The organism is Nitrospira sp. (assembly GCA_030653545.1).
Taxonomy (GTDB): Bacteria; Nitrospirota; Nitrospiria; order Nitrospirales; family Nitrospiraceae; genus Nitrospira_D.
Window position 1 is genome coordinate 33,590 of sequence record JAURZE010000028.1, and the last position, 18,764, is coordinate 52,353.

Here is an 18,764-nt window from a genome sequence, read left to right on the forward strand (position 1 = left end):
GAGTGGAAACCCTGGAACAACGAGTTGCCCTCATTGAACACCGTCTGGGCCTCACCGTGTGACCGGACACATCAGGTGTGAGCCTGCCGCTCCGCCCCCCGCCTCGTCACTTATCCAACCCGGCGCCCAGAGCAGTCCCTTTGAGCTTCGCGCCCAGCGTCTCGCGAATCACTCGATAGAGTTCATCCACCGCCGCCTCCTTGGTGAGCAACAGGGCAGCGCCGGCGTGTTTCATCGCCTCCTCGTTCGCGCCACCCGCTTGCACGGACAAACCAATGACGACGGTGCCCGGGTAGCGGGAGACGATTGCGGCCGTCGCATCAATGCCGTTCATCTTCGGCATATTGATGTCCATGACGACGATAGACGGCTGCACCCGTTCGACGAAGGCCACCGCTTCTTCCCCGTTGCAGGCCTCGCCCACCACTTCCACATCAGGATAGGCGTCCAGCACCGTGCGTAAGCCCTGCCGCACCATGGCATGATCATCCACCAGGAGGACGCAAATCTTCGCGTCCTGCTGGTGCAGGTTTGAGTTTGGAGTTCTGGGTCCTGAGTTTCGTCCCTGATCGGACAACTCAGCACTCAAAACTTGCAACTCAGAACTCGGCTCACTTGTGCTGTCTACAGGCAGCATAAGAGTGGCCGTGGTCCCTTCGCCCGGCGCCGATTGCAGATCGAACCACCCGCCCAGCGCGGTCATCCGTTCCCGAATGCTGAAGAGTCCGAACTTAGAGGACATGGCGGTAGTAGAACAGCCTGCAGCAGCAAGATCGAAGCCGACGCCGTCGTCGCGCACCTCAATGCACAGCCGACGCTCCCCCTCTTGCAGACGGATGTATACGTGTTGACAACCCGCATGTTTCAGCGCATTCATCAGCAGCTCACGAACCGACTGAAACAGGAGCACCGCGCAGTCATTCGACAGGGACCCCGTCGAGGCATTGCCGATCTCGACGAGCACCATTAACCCCTGGCGCTGCATTTGTTCGCCGAGCCACTTAAGTCCGGCCGGAAGACCATGTTCCTGCAAGACCGGCGGACTCAGTTCGGCCATCAAGGTGCGACTGTAGGTCAACGCTTGGGTCAGCACCCCTTCGGTTTCTTGGACCTTCTCCACTGCTTTCGGAGGTAAACCGATTCGTTTCATCTGACCGAGATTGAGTAGACCGAGCACGAGCAATTGCGTGAGATAGTCGTGCAGTTCGTCAGCCAGGCGTTTGCGTTCCCGCTGCTCGGTAAGGTTCAGCATCGTCGCGAGTGCCCGCAAGCGATCCTGCGACTGGACCAGTTCCTCGGTGCGCTCCTTCACCACATGCTCCAATTGGCCGGCCAAGGCGCGGAACTGCTCCTCGCTCGCGCGTAAAGCCTCCGCTTTCAGGAGGCGGTCGGTGATGTCCTGCACCGTCCCGATGATGCGCGTGGCGCGTCCGTTCTCCGCCGCGTCCCTTTTGCTGGTGAACTCGAGCCAGCGCGCTTCGCCATCGGACCGGCGGATGCGCCCCACAAAGGCGAACGGCTCCCGCGCCTCTAACGTCTGGGCCACGGCCTGCTCGAAAATGGGCCTATCGTCGGGATGAATGAACTCTGCGACGAACCGGGCGGCAGTGACCGGCGGGGATCCTAGCGGCACGCCCAGTATCCGATACGGATACTGGGTTTCCCACAGGACGGAATCTTCGTCGGGCCGCCACGACCAGAAGCCCATCTGCGCGGCTTCGCTCGCCAGCAGGATGCGCTCCCGGCTCTGCCTCTGCGCTTCCTCCGCCTGCTTGCGCTCGGTGATTTCCTCCACCACTGCGCCAAACCCGACAATCTCTCCGCCCTCGCCATGCACCGGATACCAGCTCTCGTTCCAATAACGGGTGGCTCCCGGCGCGAGCGCCGTCTCGCCGCTGAACTCGTGATGGAGCACCGCCTCGCCGGTCGCGAGGATGCGCTCGGTCGCCTCCCGCACTGCCCCCTCCAGCGTGGGGACAATCTCCCCCACCGTCCGCCCGAGGTGCGCCGCGACGGAGATGCCGTCCATCTCGGCGAGCCGTTCATTGATGCGCACATACCGCAGGTCGCGGTCGAAGTAAGCAAACCCGACGGGCGCACGGGTGAGCAGTGTGTCCAGCAGCCGCAGCGCGTCCGCCTTCTCCTCCTCCAGCTTCTTGCGGTCGAGGATGTCGCGGATGACCTTGATGTAGCCGGTGCCCGCGCCGTCGGGGTCGCGCAGGGCGGTGGTGCTCATCTCGACGTGCCGCTCACGGCCGTCGGGCGCGCGGTGGATCAGCTCGCCGCGCCACTCGCCGCGCTCGCGCAGCGCCGTGCGCATCGTGATTTCAGCCTCAGCGCTCGGCCAGTGCGGGGTGAACATTTCGGTGAACGTGCAACCGAGCACATCGTCGGAGCGGACGCCGTATAGACGCTCGGCGGCGGCGTTCAGGAAAGTGATGCGCTCCTCGGCGTCCACCGCGATCACCGCATCGCTGACCCGCGCGAGCATCTCGCTGCGGAAGCGGGTCTGCTCGGCGTCGAGGCCTTGCAAGGTGAAGAGCCGCGGGCCGGCCGCACCCTCCACCACGAGCGCATCGACTTCACCTTCACGGATGGCGCGAAGCGTAGAATCCGACTCCTCCAGCCGCGCACGCAACTCCCGGTTTTCCTGAAGGAGGGTCTGAACCGTGGGGGGGGGCTTTGCCATGAGAAATTTCCAGGTTAGGTGAGAGGGCTTGCCTTCTCCCGTGCCTTGCGAAGATCCAGCCCGAGGAGAATCTTCTCGGTCTGCGACATGTCGCCGATGAAGCGGCGCAGGGGCAGCGGAACTTTTTTGATCAAGGTCGGCGCGGCGATGATCTGCTCGCCTTTGGCCAGCGTCGGGTGTTGGGAGATATCGATGACTTCAAGGTCGTAATGTCCTTGCAGGTGTTCTTCGCAAATCTTCCGGATATTCACGATCGCCCGGGTGGAATGGGACGTGGTGCCGGTGATGTAGAGCCGCAGGACATAACGGGCCGTCGCGCTCCCGACAGTCGCTTGTTCAAATTCGGCGAAACGGTCTGTGGCGGGAATCTTTTTCTTCATGCGGTTACTCTTTCACCGGCTGCACGTCAAGGCCGACGAGCACGCGCGCTTCGTTCGACAGGTCGCCGATGATTTTTCTGATCGGCTCGGGTACGCGGCGGACGAGCGTGGGCACCGCGAAGATTTGGTCCCCGGCGGCCAGCTGCGGCGTAATCATCAGATCAATGATCTCAATGCGGTATTGTCCGGCGAGGTGCGTCTCACAGATGTGCTGGAGATTCGCCAGGGCCGCGCGCGATTTCGGCGTCTGGCCCGCGACGTAGAGCCGGAGTTCAAATTTTGCAGGTGGCTCCTTTTTCATCGGCTTCCTTTCGTCCGGCTGTTGCCGCTTTTGATGCCGCCGCGCAGGGCCGCCATGGCGCCGGCGTTTTGCTGCGTGTTCATGGTTTGCAAGGTCTCCTGGGCGATGGCAAAGTTCACATCTTCCTCCGCGGCCTCGCCCTCGGTCCGGAGCGCGGCGATCTGCGCTTCGAGGGCTTTTCGTTTGGCGGCGAGCTGCCGGAGCTTGCGCGCGTGTTCCTCCTGGCGCAGCCCGGCGGCGGCGCGTTCCTGCGCTTCCTGCGCCACGCGCGCGGTGCCGGTGAGCACGCGGTCCCCGCCGAGATACACGGCCCGGAGGTCGATGCCCGCGTCGCTCAGCACGAATTCTCGCACCTGATTCGAGTGCGCCATGCCCCGCGATTTCATCACGTGAATCAAGCGGTTGCGCTCGCCGTTGAATTCCACATTGCGTAGCAGCAGCCACGTATCCATGAGCGAGGACACGCCGACCTGGCTATCCTCCGGCGCGGTCGCCGAGGTGCCGCCGGACGTGAGGCTGGTGAAGACCGAGGTGATTTGCAACTGCTTCACTAAATCGATGAGCCGCATCAGCGTGGGCTTCACCTCCGCCTCGCTGTCGGCGAGCGACAAATTGCTGATAGGATCGACGACCACGACGCCGGGCCGGAACGCCAGTACCATCTCGTGCATCATCACGAGATGCTGCTCCAGCCCGTGCATCGACGGGCGCGAGCACTGAATCTGGAGCAGCCCTTTTTTCACCCACGGCGCAAGGGCGATGCCGATGGAGCGCATGTTGCGTAGCAGTTGCTCGGACGATTCCTCGTAGGCGAAAAGGAGCGCGCGCTCGCCGCGGCGGCACGCGGTCTCGGCAAACTTCGCGGCAAGGCTGCTTTTGCCCGTGCCCGACGCCCCGGTGAAGAGCACGCTGCTGCCGCGATACACGCCCTGGCCGCCTAACATGGCATCGAGCGCCGCGATGCCGGAGGGGATGCGCTCCGTGGAGGCCCGGTGGTCGAGCTGGAGCGACGTGATCGGCAGTACCGACATGCCGCGCTCGCCGATGATGAACGGGTATTCGTTCGTGCCGTGCGCCGTGCCGCGATACTTCACCACGCGTAGCCGCCGCGTGCAGATCTGCTCGGCCACGCGGTGGTCGAGCGTGATCACGCAATCGGCCACGTATTCCTCCAGCCCGTAGCGCGTGATCGAGGCCTCGCCCTGCTCGCCGGTGATGATGGTCGTCATGCCGCGGTCCTTCAGCCAGCGAAACAGTCGCCGCAGTTCAGCGCGGAGAATCGCATGATTCGGCAGCCCGGCGAAGAGCGCTTCGACGGTGTCGAGCACCACGCGCTTCGCCCCGATGGCATCGATGGCGTGCCCGAGCCGGATGAAGAGCCCCTCGAGATCATACTCGCCTGTCTCCTCGATCTCGCTGCGCTCAACGCGGACGTGATCGAGCACGATCTGTTTCTTCGCCACGAGCTTGTCCAAGTCGAAGCCGAGCGAGCGCACATTGTCAGTCAGCTCCTGCGCATTTTCCTCGAACATCATGAACACCCCCGGCTCCCCAAACTGCGTCGCCCCGCGCACGAGGAACTCCAAGGCGAGCATCGTCTTCCCGCACCCCGCCGAGCCGCACACGAGCGTGGGCCGCCCGGTCGGCAGCCCGCCGCCGGTGATTTGATCGAGACCGGTGATGCCGGTGGGCGCCTTGGAAAGCTGTGGCGGAGGAGAGATCATCGGTCGGGATAGTTTTGCCATGAGTGGTCGCTCCTTGGAATAAGAGGAAGATCCTATTGGGACAGGGCCCCCATGAGAAACCGTCACTCTTCAACGCACCGTGGCACCCTGCCATACTCCATGGGATTGTCCCGACACGTTGTGGGCGCTTCGTGCCGGCAGGGGTCCTCGTCTCCCGAATCGCTCGATATAATTCATCCCCTGCTTCTCCTGCTTCAGGAGTTTGGCGGGGCCGGCTCTATACCTTGCTCCGGCACATTTTCCTTGAGTCTCACATCCAGCGATTCGCGGATCGCCTTATAGAGGTCATCCACTGCCGCCTCCTTGGTGAGGAGCATCGCGGCGCCGGCCTTCCGCATAGACTCCTCGTTCTCGCCGCCCGCTTGCACGGACAAACCAATGACGACGGTGCCCGGGTAACGGGAGACGATCGCGGCCGTCGCATCGATGCCGTTCATCTTCGGCATATTGATGTCCATGACGACGATAGACGGCTGCACCCGTTCGACGAAGGCCACCGCTTCTTCCCCGTTGCAGGCCTCGCCCACCACCTCCACATCGGGATAGGAGTCCAGCAACGTGCGCAGGCCCTGCCGCACCATGGCGTGATCGTCCACCAGCAGGACCCGAATGCTGGCGGCCGCGCGGAGTGAGGGACTGGAGGCCGGGGATACAGAGGCTACGTTTGTTACTTCGCTGGCCTCTTGGACCGCGCCGAGGGCGGCGCGCCTCGATATTCGTGCCTGCGACCCCGCCAGCGGCAACCGCAGCGTGGCCGTTGTCCCGGCACCCGGCGCGGATTGCACCTCGAAGCTCCCGCCCAGCGCCTGCATGCGTTCCCGAATGCTGAAGAGACCGAACTTCGAGGACATGGCCATAGTAGAACTGCCAGCAGCAGCAGCAGCAAGATCGAAACCGACGCCTTCGTCGCGCACCTCAATCTGCAACGTCTCCTGCCGATATTCGAGCGAAACCCATGCTACGCCCACTCCCGCATGCTTGGCCGTGTTGATCAGTAACTCGCGAGCCGATTGGAACAGCAGCACGGCTCGATCCTCCGGCAACGACAGGTCTTCGGTCTCGATCCGGACCGTCACGGCCAGCCCATGCCGTTGCATCCGCTCGCCCAGCCAGCGCAGCGCCGCCGGCAAACCAAACTCATGGAGGATCGGAGGGCTGAGATCGATCACCAAGGTCCGCGTGTAGGCCAGCGCCTCGGACAACACCTCGTCCGTTTCTTCGACCAATTCGTCGCGTCTCTCCCGCGGCTGCGTCACGCGCTTGCTTTGGCCCAGTTTCATTTTCCCGAGCACCAAGAGTTGCGCCAGATGATCGTGCAGCTCGGTCGCCAGGCGCCGGCGTTCCCGCTGCTCGGTGAGGGTCAGCTCCGTCGTCAAGGCCCTCAATTGCTCGTGTAGCTGCGTGAGTTCCTGCGTGCGATCCGCCACACGCTGCTCGAGCTCCGCTGCGGCCTGCCTGCGTTCGGTGGTGTCGGTGAAATAGCAGACCACCCCGACCTGACCGTCGGGCAAGGTGACCCGCTGCGTTTCCCAATCGTACGATTGCTCCACGCCCAGATCGTAGCGTCGTCTGGAAAATTCAGGTGAGATGTACCGCTCACCGGTCTCCAGGGTGTGCCGGAAAATGTCCGCGACTTGTCCGCCGACTTCCGAACCCCACAGAATCCTGACGACATCTGAAAAATCGCGGCCGATCAGCGGCTGCACCGAGGCGAACGCCGGGAGGGCTCTCGAATTGATTTGCTGCACGCGGAATTGGCCGTCGACGACATACATGCCGACCGGCGCCTGTTCGATGAGGGTGGAAAACAATGTCTCGTTCTGACGCAACGCCGCTTCCACTCGCTCCCGCTCCGTAATATCGCGTGCAATCTCCGCCGCCCCGATGACTCGGCCCTCGGCGCCCTTGATAGGCGAAACGGTCAGCGACACGCCGACGAGGCTTCCGTCCTTGCGCCTGCGGACGGTGTCGTAATGCTCGGTACTTTGGCCACGTGTGACCCGCTCCAGATTACGCTTCTCCTCGTCCTTACGGTCCGGCGGAAGCAGCCTCGCGGACGGCCCGCCCACCGCTTCCTCAGCCGTATAGTCGAACAGCCGCCGGGCCCCTTGATTCCAACTGGTGATGATGCCGTGAAGGTCTTTACTGAGGATGGCGTCATCCGACGATTCCACAATCGCGGCAAGTCTGGCCCGCGAGGCTTCCGCCTGTGTACGTTCGGTGATGTCCTCGATGACGAGGAGAATGCGGTTCATCCCATTCTGGCTGTGCTCGATGCGCCGGGCATAGAGCAGCATGATGCGGCGGCCCAGGTGTTTGAAGACGTGATCCACGCGGAACTCTTCGATACTGCCGTGAGACGGCTGAATCTGCTCCAGCAGCTCGTGCAAGCGCGGGATGTCCCACTGGCCGTTGCCTAAGTCGTAGATGCGCCGGCCGATCGTCTCGGCGGGCGCCACCTGGAAGATGCGATAAAAGGCGCGGCTGGCGCGTTCGACGCGCAGCTGCTCATCGAGCACGAGCAGCGGCTCGCGCACCGTCTCGAGCGTGTCCCCCGCGAGCTTCAGCGCGGCCGCGACGTTTTGTTCGTTGCGTTTGGCAGCGTCGATGTCCACCAGGACGAGGACCGCGCCGTCCACCTTGCCGTCGAGCGTCAGGTACGGGCGCACGCGAAGAGCATGCCAGTGGCCGCTTTTGTCGCGCACCTCGCATTCCTGCTCGCGCAGGTCAGCGATGACTCCGCCGGCCAGGACCTCCAGATCGAGCGGCGATTCCCCGCTGCCGGTCGCCACGAGGTTGTGCCGGATGTGATTGATCGGCCTTCCAATATCGGCCGCCAGCAAATCAAACTGCTTTTCCGCCTGCGCGCTGAACCGGCGAATGGTCAGATCGCGCCCCAGCAACACGATGGCGAGTTTGGCCGAGGTCTGGAGGTTGACCAGGTCGTTGTTGAGGCGGGAAAGCTCGACGTTCCGGTTCGTCATTTCCTCGTTGACCGTGGTCAGCTCTTCGTTGGCCGATTCCAACTCTTCTTTGGACGTCTCGAGTTCCTCGTTGATGCTTTGCAACTCTTCGTTGGCGGACTGGACTTCCTCATTGGACGCTTGGAGTTCCTCGTGGGCGGCTTCCTGCTGCTCCTGAACGGATTGGAGATACTCGCGGGTTTCGGACAGATCGGCTTCGAGTTCAGCGACGCGGTGCGACTCCTGCCGCGCGGTCAGCGGCCGCGCGGGCGGCGTCGGGGGCGGCGGCGCGAGGGAGGCCTTGCCCGCTTCTTCGAAGACGACCAAAAAACAGCGCTCCCGCAAGTTTTTCAGCGGGATGACCGCCACGCCGATGGTCCGGGTCACGCCGTCGCGCTTGACCCGGACGCGCTCCGTGCGTACGGTCTTGTTGCCTTGCTTGGCTTGGTTGATGGCGGCGCGCAGCGGCAGCATCAGCCCTTCGCGCGCCATCTTCAATACATCGAAGCTCGCCTTGCCAGCGGGGGGTTCGAGATAGGCCCCCGTCGGCCCGCGGAACTGCAGCACTTGCAGGTCGTCGTTGATCAGCACCCCCGGCGGAGCGAACTGGACGACGGCGATCCGATCGGCCTCACGCTGAGCGTTGAGTTCGCCGCGGAAATCCTCCGGCGGATCCACTCCCACCGGCAGGCCCCTCTTCTGGATCGGACGCGGCCGCGGGCCGCGCGCATCCAGTTCGGCCTGCTTTTTCCCCGCCAAAAGGGGAAACCCCCGAGTCGGCGCGGCCTTCTTGGAAAAGATTTTGTGTTTCCGGTCCACCGGCTCGAAGAGGTCGGTGAATTCGCCGACGGATTCCGAGGCGCCCAGCAATAAGTATCCATGGGGTTTGAGCGCATAATGGAACGTCGGCAGCGCTTTTTGTTGCAAGCTCGGCTCGAGATAAATCAGCAGATTCCGGCAGCTGATGAGGTCCATGCGCGAGAAGGGCGGGTCGGCGATGAGGTTCTGCCGCGCGAAGACCACCATTTCGCGCAACGCTTTGTTGATGCGGTAGCCGCCGTCCTCCTCTCTGAAAAACTCGCGCAGGCGTTCGGGCGAGATGTCCTGGGCGAGCGTCTTCGCATACAGGCCCTGCCGAGCTTTCTCCAGGAGCTTTTCGTTGAGGTCGGTGGCGAAGATCTGGAGTGGGTGCGCGCGGGTGGCCTTCCGCGCGACTTCCACGAAGGCCATGGCCAGGGAATACGCCTCCTGGCCGGTGGAGCAGCCGAGCACCCAGAAGCGGACCGGCTCGTCGCCGCGCTGCGCCGCCATGAGCTGGGGCAGGATGTCGCGCTGGAGCGCCTCGAACGCCTCGGGGTTGCGGAAGAAGCTCGTGACGCTGATGAGCACATCGGAGAAGAGCGCGTCGAGTTCCTCGGCGTTGCCCCGGAGAAACGCGGAGTAGCCCTCCAACCCTTGCTGCCTGGTAAGGACTATACGCCGGGCGATGCGCCGCTGGATAGTGTTGGACTTATAGAGCGAGAAGTCGACGCCGCAATGATTGCGCAGGAGCAGCAGAATTGTATGGTAGCCGTCTCCCGCGCCTTTCCCCGGAGGCTTCTCCTCCTGCTCGGCCTCGCCGCGCGCCTGCCTTCCGCCCGTCGGCGCGGTTGCGCGCCCGCCCGACGGCAGCGGCTGGTCGTCATCCTGATGCGCAATCGCTTCCTCGCGATCCTGTTCGGCGCGCGTCGGCAAATCGCGCAGATCCGCGGCGACAGACGGATGCCTGGCGATCCGCGCCAGCTCTTCGGCGATGCCCGACGGCGACAGCACCAGATCGACGCAGCCCGCGGCCACGGCGCTGCGGGGCATCGAATCGTACTTGGCCGAATCGTCCTGCGCGAAGGTGATGCCGCCTTCGGCCTTGATGGCCTCCAACCCGAGCGTGCCGTCGCTGGCCGTGCCGGACAGCACGACGCCGACGGCCCGGTCTCGCTGGTCTTGCGCCAGCGATTCAAAAAATGCATCGATCGGCCGATGCGGCGTGCGCGTCCGCGCGCGCGGCCCGAGCTTCAACAGGCCATCCACGATTCTCAGGTGAGTGTCGCGCGGAATGATATAGACCTGATTGGCCTGGAGCGCCTGATTGTGAGTGATTTCGCTCACCGGCATCCGCGTGGCACGTGAGAGGAGTTGCGTGAGCGCGCTCTCATGGTCGGGATCGAGATGCTGCACCAACACAAACGCCATACCGGTATCCAGCGGCAAATGCGTGAGCAACTGCGTAAAGGCTTCCAGTCCGCCGGCGGATGCACCGATGCCGACAATGAGCATGCGGCGGCCATTGTCCGTCCCGTCCTCCTTCCCGCGCTCGACGGCAGGGGAAGATGAACGAACCGCAGCGGACTGGCGGCGCTGTGTCGCGCGAGCAGCGGTTGTTGTGCGGCGCGGTGCCATACTCGAAGACCTTGGAAAAAGGGCGATTTTATCTCCGCCGCCAAGGGAAGGCAATGCCTCCCCACGTTGTCTCCGCGGCTCTTCACCATACAACACCAGCAGATCGCGTCCCCTAGGGAAATCCCTAGTTTTTCGATCCGCCTTTGCCCTCCCGAGCGGGATCCTGCGCTGACCGATGGACTAGGGAATCTCAGAGTGCTCCTCGCGCACCGGGTGCGATACAGGTGAACAGGTCCTTGCAAGGGCGGCCGCGCAAGGGATCCAGCGGCAAAATCATTCGACAAGAAAGGACGGTCTCATATGAAAATCGCTCAGATCGCGCCTCTGTGGAACCGCTTGCCTTCCGACGGCCTTTCGGACGCTGAACGGACAGTGTCGTATCTTATCGACGAACTCGTTCGCCGGGGCCACGCGGTCACGCTGTTTGCGAGCGCCGATGCCCGCACCAGCGCGAAGCTTGAACCCTTCGGCGCGGCGCCGTTCTCCCAGGGGCCGGCAAACTGGGGCCGGGCAAGCGCGGCGGTCCTGGTCCTCGAACAGGTGTTCGGACCTCGCGCCCACGAGTTCGACATCATCCACTCGCACTTTGGAGTCGACGGCTTCCCGCTGGCGCAGCCCTGTGCCACCCCGACGCTGGCAACGGTTGTGGAGCGGCTCGATGCACCGGAGTACAGTGCGGCATTCACCCCGTTTCAGGACCTGCCGCTGGTGTCGACCTCTCATGCCCAGCGGCGGCCCCTGGCGTGGGCGCCCTGGGAACAGACCATTTATCCCGGCGTGCCGGCCGAGCTGTACCGGTTTCACCCGTGGCCCGGACAGTATTTGGCCTTTATCGGCAGTCTTTCCATGGACGGGGGACTGGGCCTCGCGATCGAGATCGCGCGGCGCGCCCACCTCCTGCTTCGCGTCGCCTCCCGGCAAGACCACACCGATGCCTTTCCGCTTTCGATACCGATGGAGTTGTTGAGCGCCGGCAACGGAGTGGAATGGGTCGGCGCGCTCACCGAAGAAGAGACTCACGATTTTCTGGGAAACGCCCTGGCCCTGGTCTGCGCCCAGGACGGACCGCACGCCTCCGGACTCTGCGTCGCGGAAGCGCTGGCCTGCGGCACTCCGGTCCTGGCCTTTCACGGGAGCCCCGCAGCGGAGATGATTTACGACCATGTCACAGGATTCGCTTGTGAGAGTCTCGAGGAGATGATCGAGATGGTACCATTGATCGGGGATATCGATCGGAGAGAATGCCGGGGCGCCTTTGAGAAACGGTTGAGCGCGGAGCGGATGACGGATCAATACCTCGATCTGTATGCGCGCCTGACCGGCGCCGCCCCGTCGCACCGGGAGGACGGGGCAGCCGGCCGGATGGCCCAGGCTGATCGGAGGCCTGTGGCGGTTGCGGACTGACGCCTTTAGCGGGCGCGAGTGACCGAGGGCGGACAGAAAGTACGGACCATTCGCGTAACGCTTGTCGTCGCGATGGCGCCGAGGAGGGCTGCGACCATATCTTTTTGCGCATCCCATTCATCGCCTTGCGTACCCAAGTAGGCCGCGCCCAACTCCGGGCTGACCCTGCTTGCCACCAGGGCTTCGATGACTTCGAACAGTCCGCTCTGTGCCAGCACCATGCTGACTGGAAGGTAGTCGGCCCAAAACCCCTTGAGTCCCGTGAGGCGCACGAGCACCTCACGGATCGGATAGACCAACAACAGTCCGTAGGCACCATGCACCATCCGGTCGAAGGGGTTGCGGCTCAGATGCAAGAGATCTTGCACCCAGAATCCCGCCGGCACCTTCGCATAGGTGTAGTGCGCGCCCACCGTATGCAGCGCGAGAAATGCCGTGATGAGTAGGTACGACCAAAGAGATAGTTCGAAACGCCGGTAGGTCGCCGTCAGCAGGGCGATCAGGGCGAGACTGAGAATATTTTCCACGAGCCAGTCTGCGCGATCGATCGGATCGATCGCCATTGCGATCCATAAGCCGGCATACACGGAGAGCATGCCTGCGAGGATCGAGGAGTTCGCCACCAGTATTCGGCCGTTCTGCCTGTCCGCCGGCCCATTCTGATTCTCCGTCATGGCCTGATCAGTGAACAGGTGTTTGCAGTTCCGGAAGCGGCACTTCTATCACCTTGAGCGCTTCCCCACGGTCATTGATGCGAACGCTGATTCTTGTGCCGATGGACAACCGTTGAAAGAGCTCCTGGTTGATCACCTTGACGCGCACCACGCGCTCCACGCGCTCCACGTCTGTTTGAACTGAAGCGTGCATTTCGGTCTTGTCATATTCTGTCAGAACACCTGTGACAACCTCTCCTTGTTCCCCATTGGAAAGATCAGCCCCCTGCACCGGTACAACCACCATCGACATGGCAGCGACCAGGCACAGAACTGCGAAAGATCCACTGAAGGGTATATTTCCCATGGCTGGCTCACTTGTTGAATTCGCGTACGGGTTCAGCTGACTGAAAAACAATCGGCTCAGACTAGCCGTAATGCGTGAGGGTCGTGATGGGCTCAGCGCTCAAGACCTCTCGGGAAAGCGACGATTCACTATCTTGTCTCTGGCGTTTGAGCGCTAATTGCGCCATAAAGTGATCAAAACATCGCGGGCAGTAGGTATGAGTCAACCGGCATTCATTTCCGTCAATGCGGTGGATACGCAATAGGGATCTCAATGACATCCACTGCTCGCGAACCGCGCGAGTGGGCACATCGCTCTCCTCTCGATCGTTCCTGACCTGTAGGCAGACGCAACACATCGTAATCCATGCTGCCTGGTTCATCCTGTTCATACTTCCCTCTCGCGCTGTAAACTACCCAGCCTCAATCTCTCGCCGATCTGATCTCTCGCGCTGCGACCGCGTTCTCCGGATGATTCTATCGCGATCGGCGTTCCTCCTCTCACTGGTAAGGCCCCTAGTTCTGTCCGGCCTCTGATACGTGTGACCCTATGAGGCGAGGATGGTTCCCTCCTCCTAGGCTCCAAAATTTCTGTCGCCCACCACTATCAATGCGCGGATCGTCGGGAGGACACCTGAACGGCACCCAGGCTTCTCAAAAAGGCTTTACCCCTGCTCATCCTCAGCTGAAGAACCATTACACTCGACTGCTCGCCGCCGCTCGCCGGCATGCAGAGTTGCGGCACGCTATTGGGCATCGGTGGGCTGGTGGAATCTTCGACCGGACAAAAACCGCTCTGGTGCTCGATATTCCTCTACACGACTCTTCCGCTCATCCCTGATTCACGCCATCTCACGCACGGTCTCGTATCTGAGACTGCCAGGTCTGCTCCACGTAATCTAAAGCCCTGTCATTCAGCCTTCCCGGCGTTCTGAATTGCTAGTTCTCATCAACATTGCCAATGCCTTGATGAGGCAGGGAGGGGGGTGATCGTCCTTTTATATTTCCCCCACGACCAGGGCAATCGAGTGCTTGAACTAGGGAAGTTGCGAGGACTCTCAGAGCGCCGGCGCCAGTAGAGTACGCATATTCAAACGGGCTCAGTCATTCAATCCACCTGCACTACACATCGAGAGGAGATCCAGATGAACACGATGATGTATGAAACCACAGAGGCGATTACCGGCAAGTCGGTTCATACGAGCTGCGCGCGATGTCACGGACACATGGTGCATGACGTATGGACCGATCGTCCGAGCGACATTCCCTCGAGCGCCTTATGGGCGTTCCGTTGCATCCAATGCGGCGACGTGATTGACGAGGTGATCCTGCGGCATCGCTCGAATCCTGCGTCCGTTTATGCCGTCACGGAGTGACCCGAAGAGTCCGCGTTCGGACATGTCCATCGAACAGTCGGGATAACTTAGGCTATCTTCTCATCAAAGGAGTTTCCGCGATGACCAACGGATTTGCACAAGCACAAACCAGCGACCAGGCGAAGGAGCGACCCTACAGAAAGAGCCCTCTGGCGCAGTCCGGTTCCATGCCCTTCAATCCCCACGTCTTTCTGACGCAAGGCGGGGAGGGAAGAACCATTCTACGGTGTCACAAGCAGCAGGTTCTGTTTGCGGAAGGAGATATGGCCAATGAGGTGTTCTACATTCAGGATGGGCTAGTCAAGCTCACGGTCCTGTCCACGCAAGGCAAAGAGGCGGTCGTCACCATATTGGAAGGCGGAGACTTCTTTGGCGAAACCTGCCTCACCGGGCAGAGGACATACCCGTCGACCGCCACTTCCCTGGGCGCCTCGACTATTGTGCGTATCGACCGGACCGCCATGAGCCGGGCCCTCCGCAACGAGCCGGCATTCTCCGAAATGTTCATGGCTCATCTCGTGACCCGCAATCTTCGCCTCCAGGAAGACTTGATCGATCATCACTTTAATACAGCCGAGAGGCGGCTGGCGCGGCGGCTCCTGTTGCTCGCTCACTTTGGGAGCGACAAGAAGCAGAAGCCCGTGATTCCCCCTATCAGCCAGGAAACGCTTGCCGAAATGATCGGCACAACACGATCCCGAGTCAGTTTTTTCCTCAATCGATTCAAGAAGCTCGGCTTCATTGAATACCGGCACAATGCCGGCCTGCATGTGCATGGGGCGCTTCTCAATGTCGTCCTTGCTTCTTAATCCAACCTGCAGGTCTCTCCAGACGCTCATTGATTTGGCGAATCGACAAGACACCGGCTGGAGAGCTAAGAGCTAATCGCGCCTTGAGGCGTGAGCGGAACCCCCACGCCGGTCTGAGTTGCTGCCGCCGACCAGATGCACGAAGACTGCAACAACCTGATGAGCCATCTTACGAACAAGGCCGCGTCCGAATCGGATGACACTATGGTGTACCCGGCCGAGTTCGTCTTGAATAGCTTGCTCCAATTCGGCCCGCAGGGTTGGGAGGTCGAACCGGGCTGGTTTGGAGGGATAAAAGGGATACACCCCGGACTGCTCGTGTCCGGAGAAAACCGACGCACTCGCCGGCATCACTGCCGCACCCTCCGCTGCAGGCGGATAATAAGGAACCACTCCAGCGGTAAGCCGCCATCCACGGCGGGAGGCGACGCCGGCCGCACAGCCGAGGAGCAGCGCCCCGCCCAGAAACGTCCATGGGTGGCGTGCGGCATGCACGCTGGGATCGAGGGCATCTTTGGTCGCTTGCATTGTGTGACGCATTGTCGAGACCGTCTGATCCGCCAACCGAGTCATTGTCACCCTCGCATGTTGCATCGTCTGTCCGACGTGTTGCTCGATGTCACCGAATTTTTCTGCAATCGCTGCTCTGGTCTGAGCGATAGCTTTGATATCTCGGGCAATGCGATCCGCACTTGTGTCCATGATGTTGCTCTCTTTCCCCTGAGGTCAGGGCATTGGTTGAGGAGCGCTCAAGTCCGACACCTTCCGACCCGCCTGCGCGCCCTACCGGTGGCGCGATCGAGTGAACAGGTATCCCAGCGAGAGCCCGATCAAGAGGGCCTGCAAGGGATAGCGACGGATCAGTGTCTCCAAATCTTCGACCACCCCGGCCACTCCACGCTCGCTGAGATACTCCGTGGAGGTCTCGACCCCGTCCGCAACCGACTGCACCGCCGCGGCGGCGGTTTTCTTGGTACGGCGGATCGTGTCTTGTACGGCTTGCGCCGCCGAGTCCATCGTCTGATCGATAGACTCGGATACTTCCTCAGCCTGTTCCGTTGCCCCCGCCACTGCCTGCCCGATCAACCCTCCGCCTGGTTTTGTTTCGTATTCTTTTCCCCGCACCATATGAGCCTCCTTATTCTCGACCGGTTACGAATGCACTCTTCAGCCCCCCGATCTACCGGGCAAGGCCGCACGGGCTGCACCGCGTGTTGCGCGGGAGCTGAAAGACACGGGCACTCCCAAGATCCAAGGGTCCTTTTGCTCTAACATTTGACGCCGCCGTAACACATGCTGCGCCAGATGGTCCCAGTCCAGTTGAGCCCGTTCTGCTCGGGGAAATATTTTCGCCTCTTCCTCATTGATATGTCGTGTGACATGCTCGCTGAGGACCCGAAACTTGGCATTGTACCGCTCGTTCTCCGGGTCCATATACTTGATCTCTTTGATCAATACACCAAGGAGATGATGTTCCTCGAAGGCTTCGTTCATAAGATCGCGAGTGTCTATATATTGCTGCCACGCAGGGTAAATCAGCTCCTCTTCGAGGGTTGCATGGACCTCTAGTGCTGCGATCGCTTCCGTCACGATGGTGCGCTTCTCATTGGCACTCGGTGTTTCATTGAACTGATGGAACAGCTGCGCGATTTTCTGGTGATCTTCGCGGAGCATCAACGTGATAATGGTCACCTTGGCATCCGCATCAGTATGATTAGCCATAGGCCTCCTCCTGTCCGGTTACGGAATCGACAATCGGTGCAAGACTACTTACCGCGGAGCCTCGCATGACTCCGCGCCATCGGCTACTAGGAATTCCCCGAGTCCCAGGAATCCGCGCGAAACGATCGAACCGCGTTCACAAAGTTTTTCCGGTCAATTCATGAAGCACTCGAGGATCGTCGCGGGGATTCGTCACGCCGTCGATGATCACAATGTCCTCTTGCAGCTGATAGTCGTCCCGATAGATCGTAAACGTTTCGAGCACAAGGGCGAGAATCAGAGGGCCGAGAAACAGACCAAGGAATCCAAAATAGGCGAGCCCCCCGAACGATGCTAAGAACAGGGGGAGCACCGGAAGGCGAGCGTGTCCACCCACCAGGAGCGGCTGCAGCAGGTTGTCCATGAGGCCGACCAGGCCGACTCCGACGCCGATCAGGATGAGGCCTTTGGTCACGGCGCCGCTGAGTAAGAGATACAGTGAGACCGGCCCCCAGACCAGGGCCGTCCCCCCGACAGGCAACAACGAGAGGAGGCCGGACAAGGCGCCCAAAAATACGGCGAAAGGCACGTCCAATAGAGCGTAGGCCGCCCCAGCCGTCACACCCTGGGCAACGGCGGTCAACAGAGTCCCTCTTACGACGGCCTTGATCGTCGTATTGAGCCGCTCGAAGATCTTCACTTTGTGCTCACGTTCCATGGGAAGCGCACGGACAATCGTGTCGGACAATTGAGGGCCGTCGCGAAATACGAAGAAAAGCGTGAAGAGCATGACGAGAAAGTCCGTGCCCAGGAGCAGCGCATTTTTGGCAAAATCCACCCCTTGGGAAAGCAGAAACGCGCTGACTGCCTTCCCGCCCTCCAGGAGGGACGACTCGATCTGGCCGCTGCCGGTCACGACGAGATGGCCCACCAGCTCCTGGCTCACCCCGCCCACCCCGGGGATTCTGGCCAACACAGCCCCCACGTCTTTGAGATGCCCTTCTTTCAGCCATTCTGAAGCCAGCTGATACGCCTCTGCCTTGCTGGCCGGCGAGGATCATCCCGTACACGGCTGGCAGGACCGCCATAAGGAAGACCCCCGCGGTCATGATTCCCGCGGCAATATTTTCGCGCCGGCCGGTGCGTCCCAATAGCCGGACGTATACGGGATAGGTCGTAGTTGCCAGGATCAGAGCCCAGAAAATCGGTGAGAAGAACGGACGCAGAATGAATCCCAGCTCCCACAGGAGCAGGAGAAACAGCAGCAGAAAAGTCCCTGTGAACAGCTGTCGTTTAGACATGGGGCTCAAAACCGGTAAGCCAATCGAGGAAGCGGACTCACTTCGTCAGACTACGGTAACGGGTCCCAGGTTCTAAATTGAGGTCCAGCGCATACACACCCGCTCTGCCATCCCCTTCAGATCGTCCACGACTGTTCGCACGGCCCGGAAGGGAACGAGGCGAACGGACTTGGCGACACGCAGCCCCGCGGCCATCAGTCCCCACGCCCCTCCTAAGGCCACGACGCTCACAATTCCGGCACAGGCCCATGCAGGCAGGCCCGTAAACTCCACAAGCATCAGCACCGCGGCCGCGGCCACCACGACCGATCCGGTCAGAGCGAGTCCTGCGGCCATCCCGAACCACACAACCGCCTTGAGGATTTTTCCGATCTCGTACTGCACCTCGTGTTGCGCCAAGACCATTTCCTGCCGCACGAGAGTACGAAGATCTCCGAAGAGTCCCACCACCGCTGTTTCAACCCACGATCGACCTCTGTCCTGTGCTTGTGCCATCGTTATTTCGCCTTGTTTCGACAGGAACCACTCCCCATAAACCCCGGCAAAGATGCGCGAGCAGGTATCGGCCGCCGTCTCATGTGCATCTGGGGGAAACGCTTCAATCTTTGGTATGAGTCAGGACCTTTCTCCCGCGTCCCTTTGCAGTCATCGGATTGGTTCC

At 61.4% G+C, this 18,764-nt stretch carries 15 protein-coding genes; 3 read left to right on the forward strand and 12 right to left on the reverse strand.

The features are described 5' to 3' along the window. Positions 1-106: 106 nt before the first annotated feature. The 5 genes from Q7U39_15035 to Q7U39_15055 form a co-directional block, all read right to left on the reverse strand. Complete coding sequence (locus Q7U39_15035) at positions 107-2,689, reverse strand: PAS domain-containing protein (GenBank protein ID MDO9119274.1); 2,583 nt, start codon at positions 2,687-2,689, stop codon at positions 107-109. A gap of 14 nt (positions 2,690-2,703) precedes the next feature. Beyond that, positions 2,704-3,069, reverse strand: coding sequence for a circadian clock KaiB family protein (locus Q7U39_15040; protein ID MDO9119275.1), 366 nt, complete (start codon positions 3,067-3,069; stop codon positions 2,704-2,706). 4 nt (positions 3,070-3,073) lie between these two features. After that, positions 3,074-3,370, reverse strand: coding sequence for a circadian clock KaiB family protein (locus Q7U39_15045; protein ID MDO9119276.1), 297 nt, complete (start codon positions 3,368-3,370; stop codon positions 3,074-3,076). Next, a complete protein-coding gene (gene kaiC, locus Q7U39_15050; protein MDO9119277.1) occupies positions 3,367-5,115 on the reverse strand; it encodes a circadian clock protein KaiC in 1,749 nt (582 codons plus the stop codon). The genes Q7U39_15045 and kaiC overlap by 4 nt, the downstream gene beginning before the upstream one ends. A 194-nt stretch (positions 5,116-5,309) precedes the next feature. After that, positions 5,310-10,514: a CheR family methyltransferase gene (locus Q7U39_15055; GenBank protein MDO9119278.1), complete on the reverse strand. Its 5,205-nt coding sequence runs from the start codon at positions 10,512-10,514 to the stop codon at positions 5,310-5,312. Positions 10,515-10,814: 300 nt separating this feature from the next. Between Q7U39_15055 and Q7U39_15060 the strand changes: the two genes are divergently transcribed. After that, positions 10,815-11,918: a glycosyltransferase gene (locus Q7U39_15060; GenBank protein ID MDO9119279.1), complete on the forward strand. Its 1,104-nt coding sequence runs from the start codon at positions 10,815-10,817 to the stop codon at positions 11,916-11,918. A 5-nt stretch (positions 11,919-11,923) separates the two neighbouring features. Here the strand turns inward: Q7U39_15060 and Q7U39_15065 are convergent, their stop codons facing one another. Continuing rightward, a complete protein-coding gene (locus Q7U39_15065; GenBank protein MDO9119280.1) occupies positions 11,924-12,592 on the reverse strand; it encodes a DUF2238 domain-containing protein in 669 nt (222 codons plus the stop codon). A 7-nt stretch (positions 12,593-12,599) separates the two neighbouring features. Continuing rightward, complete coding sequence (locus Q7U39_15070; GenBank protein ID MDO9119281.1) at positions 12,600-12,938, reverse strand: hypothetical protein; 339 nt, start codon at positions 12,936-12,938, stop codon at positions 12,600-12,602. 1,123 nt (positions 12,939-14,061) lie between these two features. Between Q7U39_15070 and Q7U39_15075 the strand changes: the two genes are divergently transcribed. Both Q7U39_15075 and Q7U39_15080 read left to right on the forward strand, forming a co-directional pair. Then, complete coding sequence (locus Q7U39_15075; GenBank protein ID MDO9119282.1) at positions 14,062-14,292, forward strand: hypothetical protein; 231 nt, start codon at positions 14,062-14,064, stop codon at positions 14,290-14,292. Between the two features lie 80 nt (positions 14,293-14,372). Next, on the forward strand, positions 14,373-15,101 hold the full coding sequence (locus Q7U39_15080; GenBank protein MDO9119283.1) for a Crp/Fnr family transcriptional regulator: 729 nt from the start codon (positions 14,373-14,375) through the stop codon (positions 15,099-15,101). A gap of 72 nt (positions 15,102-15,173) precedes the next feature. On the opposite strand, the gene Q7U39_15085 is transcribed toward Q7U39_15080, so the two are convergent. The 5 genes from Q7U39_15085 to Q7U39_15105 form a co-directional block, all read right to left on the reverse strand. Continuing rightward, positions 15,174-15,803: a hypothetical protein gene (locus Q7U39_15085; protein ID MDO9119284.1), complete on the reverse strand. Its 630-nt coding sequence runs from the start codon at positions 15,801-15,803 to the stop codon at positions 15,174-15,176. An 81-nt stretch (positions 15,804-15,884) separates the two neighbouring features. Continuing rightward, positions 15,885-16,229, reverse strand: a complete 345-nt coding sequence (locus Q7U39_15090) for a hypothetical protein (protein MDO9119285.1) — start codon at positions 16,227-16,229, stop codon at positions 15,885-15,887. A gap of 39 nt (positions 16,230-16,268) precedes the next feature. Next, the gene (locus Q7U39_15095) at positions 16,269-16,823 is read right to left on the reverse strand and encodes a hemerythrin domain-containing protein (GenBank protein ID MDO9119286.1); all 555 of its coding nucleotides are present in this window, start codon (positions 16,821-16,823) and stop codon (positions 16,269-16,271) included. A gap of 136 nt (positions 16,824-16,959) precedes the next feature. Then, positions 16,960-17,787: an AI-2E family transporter gene (locus Q7U39_15100; GenBank protein ID MDO9119287.1), complete on the reverse strand. Its 828-nt coding sequence runs from the start codon at positions 17,785-17,787 to the stop codon at positions 16,960-16,962. A gap of 388 nt (positions 17,788-18,175) precedes the next feature. After that, the gene (locus Q7U39_15105; GenBank protein ID MDO9119288.1) at positions 18,176-18,598 is read right to left on the reverse strand and encodes a phage holin family protein; all 423 of its coding nucleotides are present in this window, start codon (positions 18,596-18,598) and stop codon (positions 18,176-18,178) included. Between the last annotated feature and the right edge of the window lie 166 nt (positions 18,599-18,764).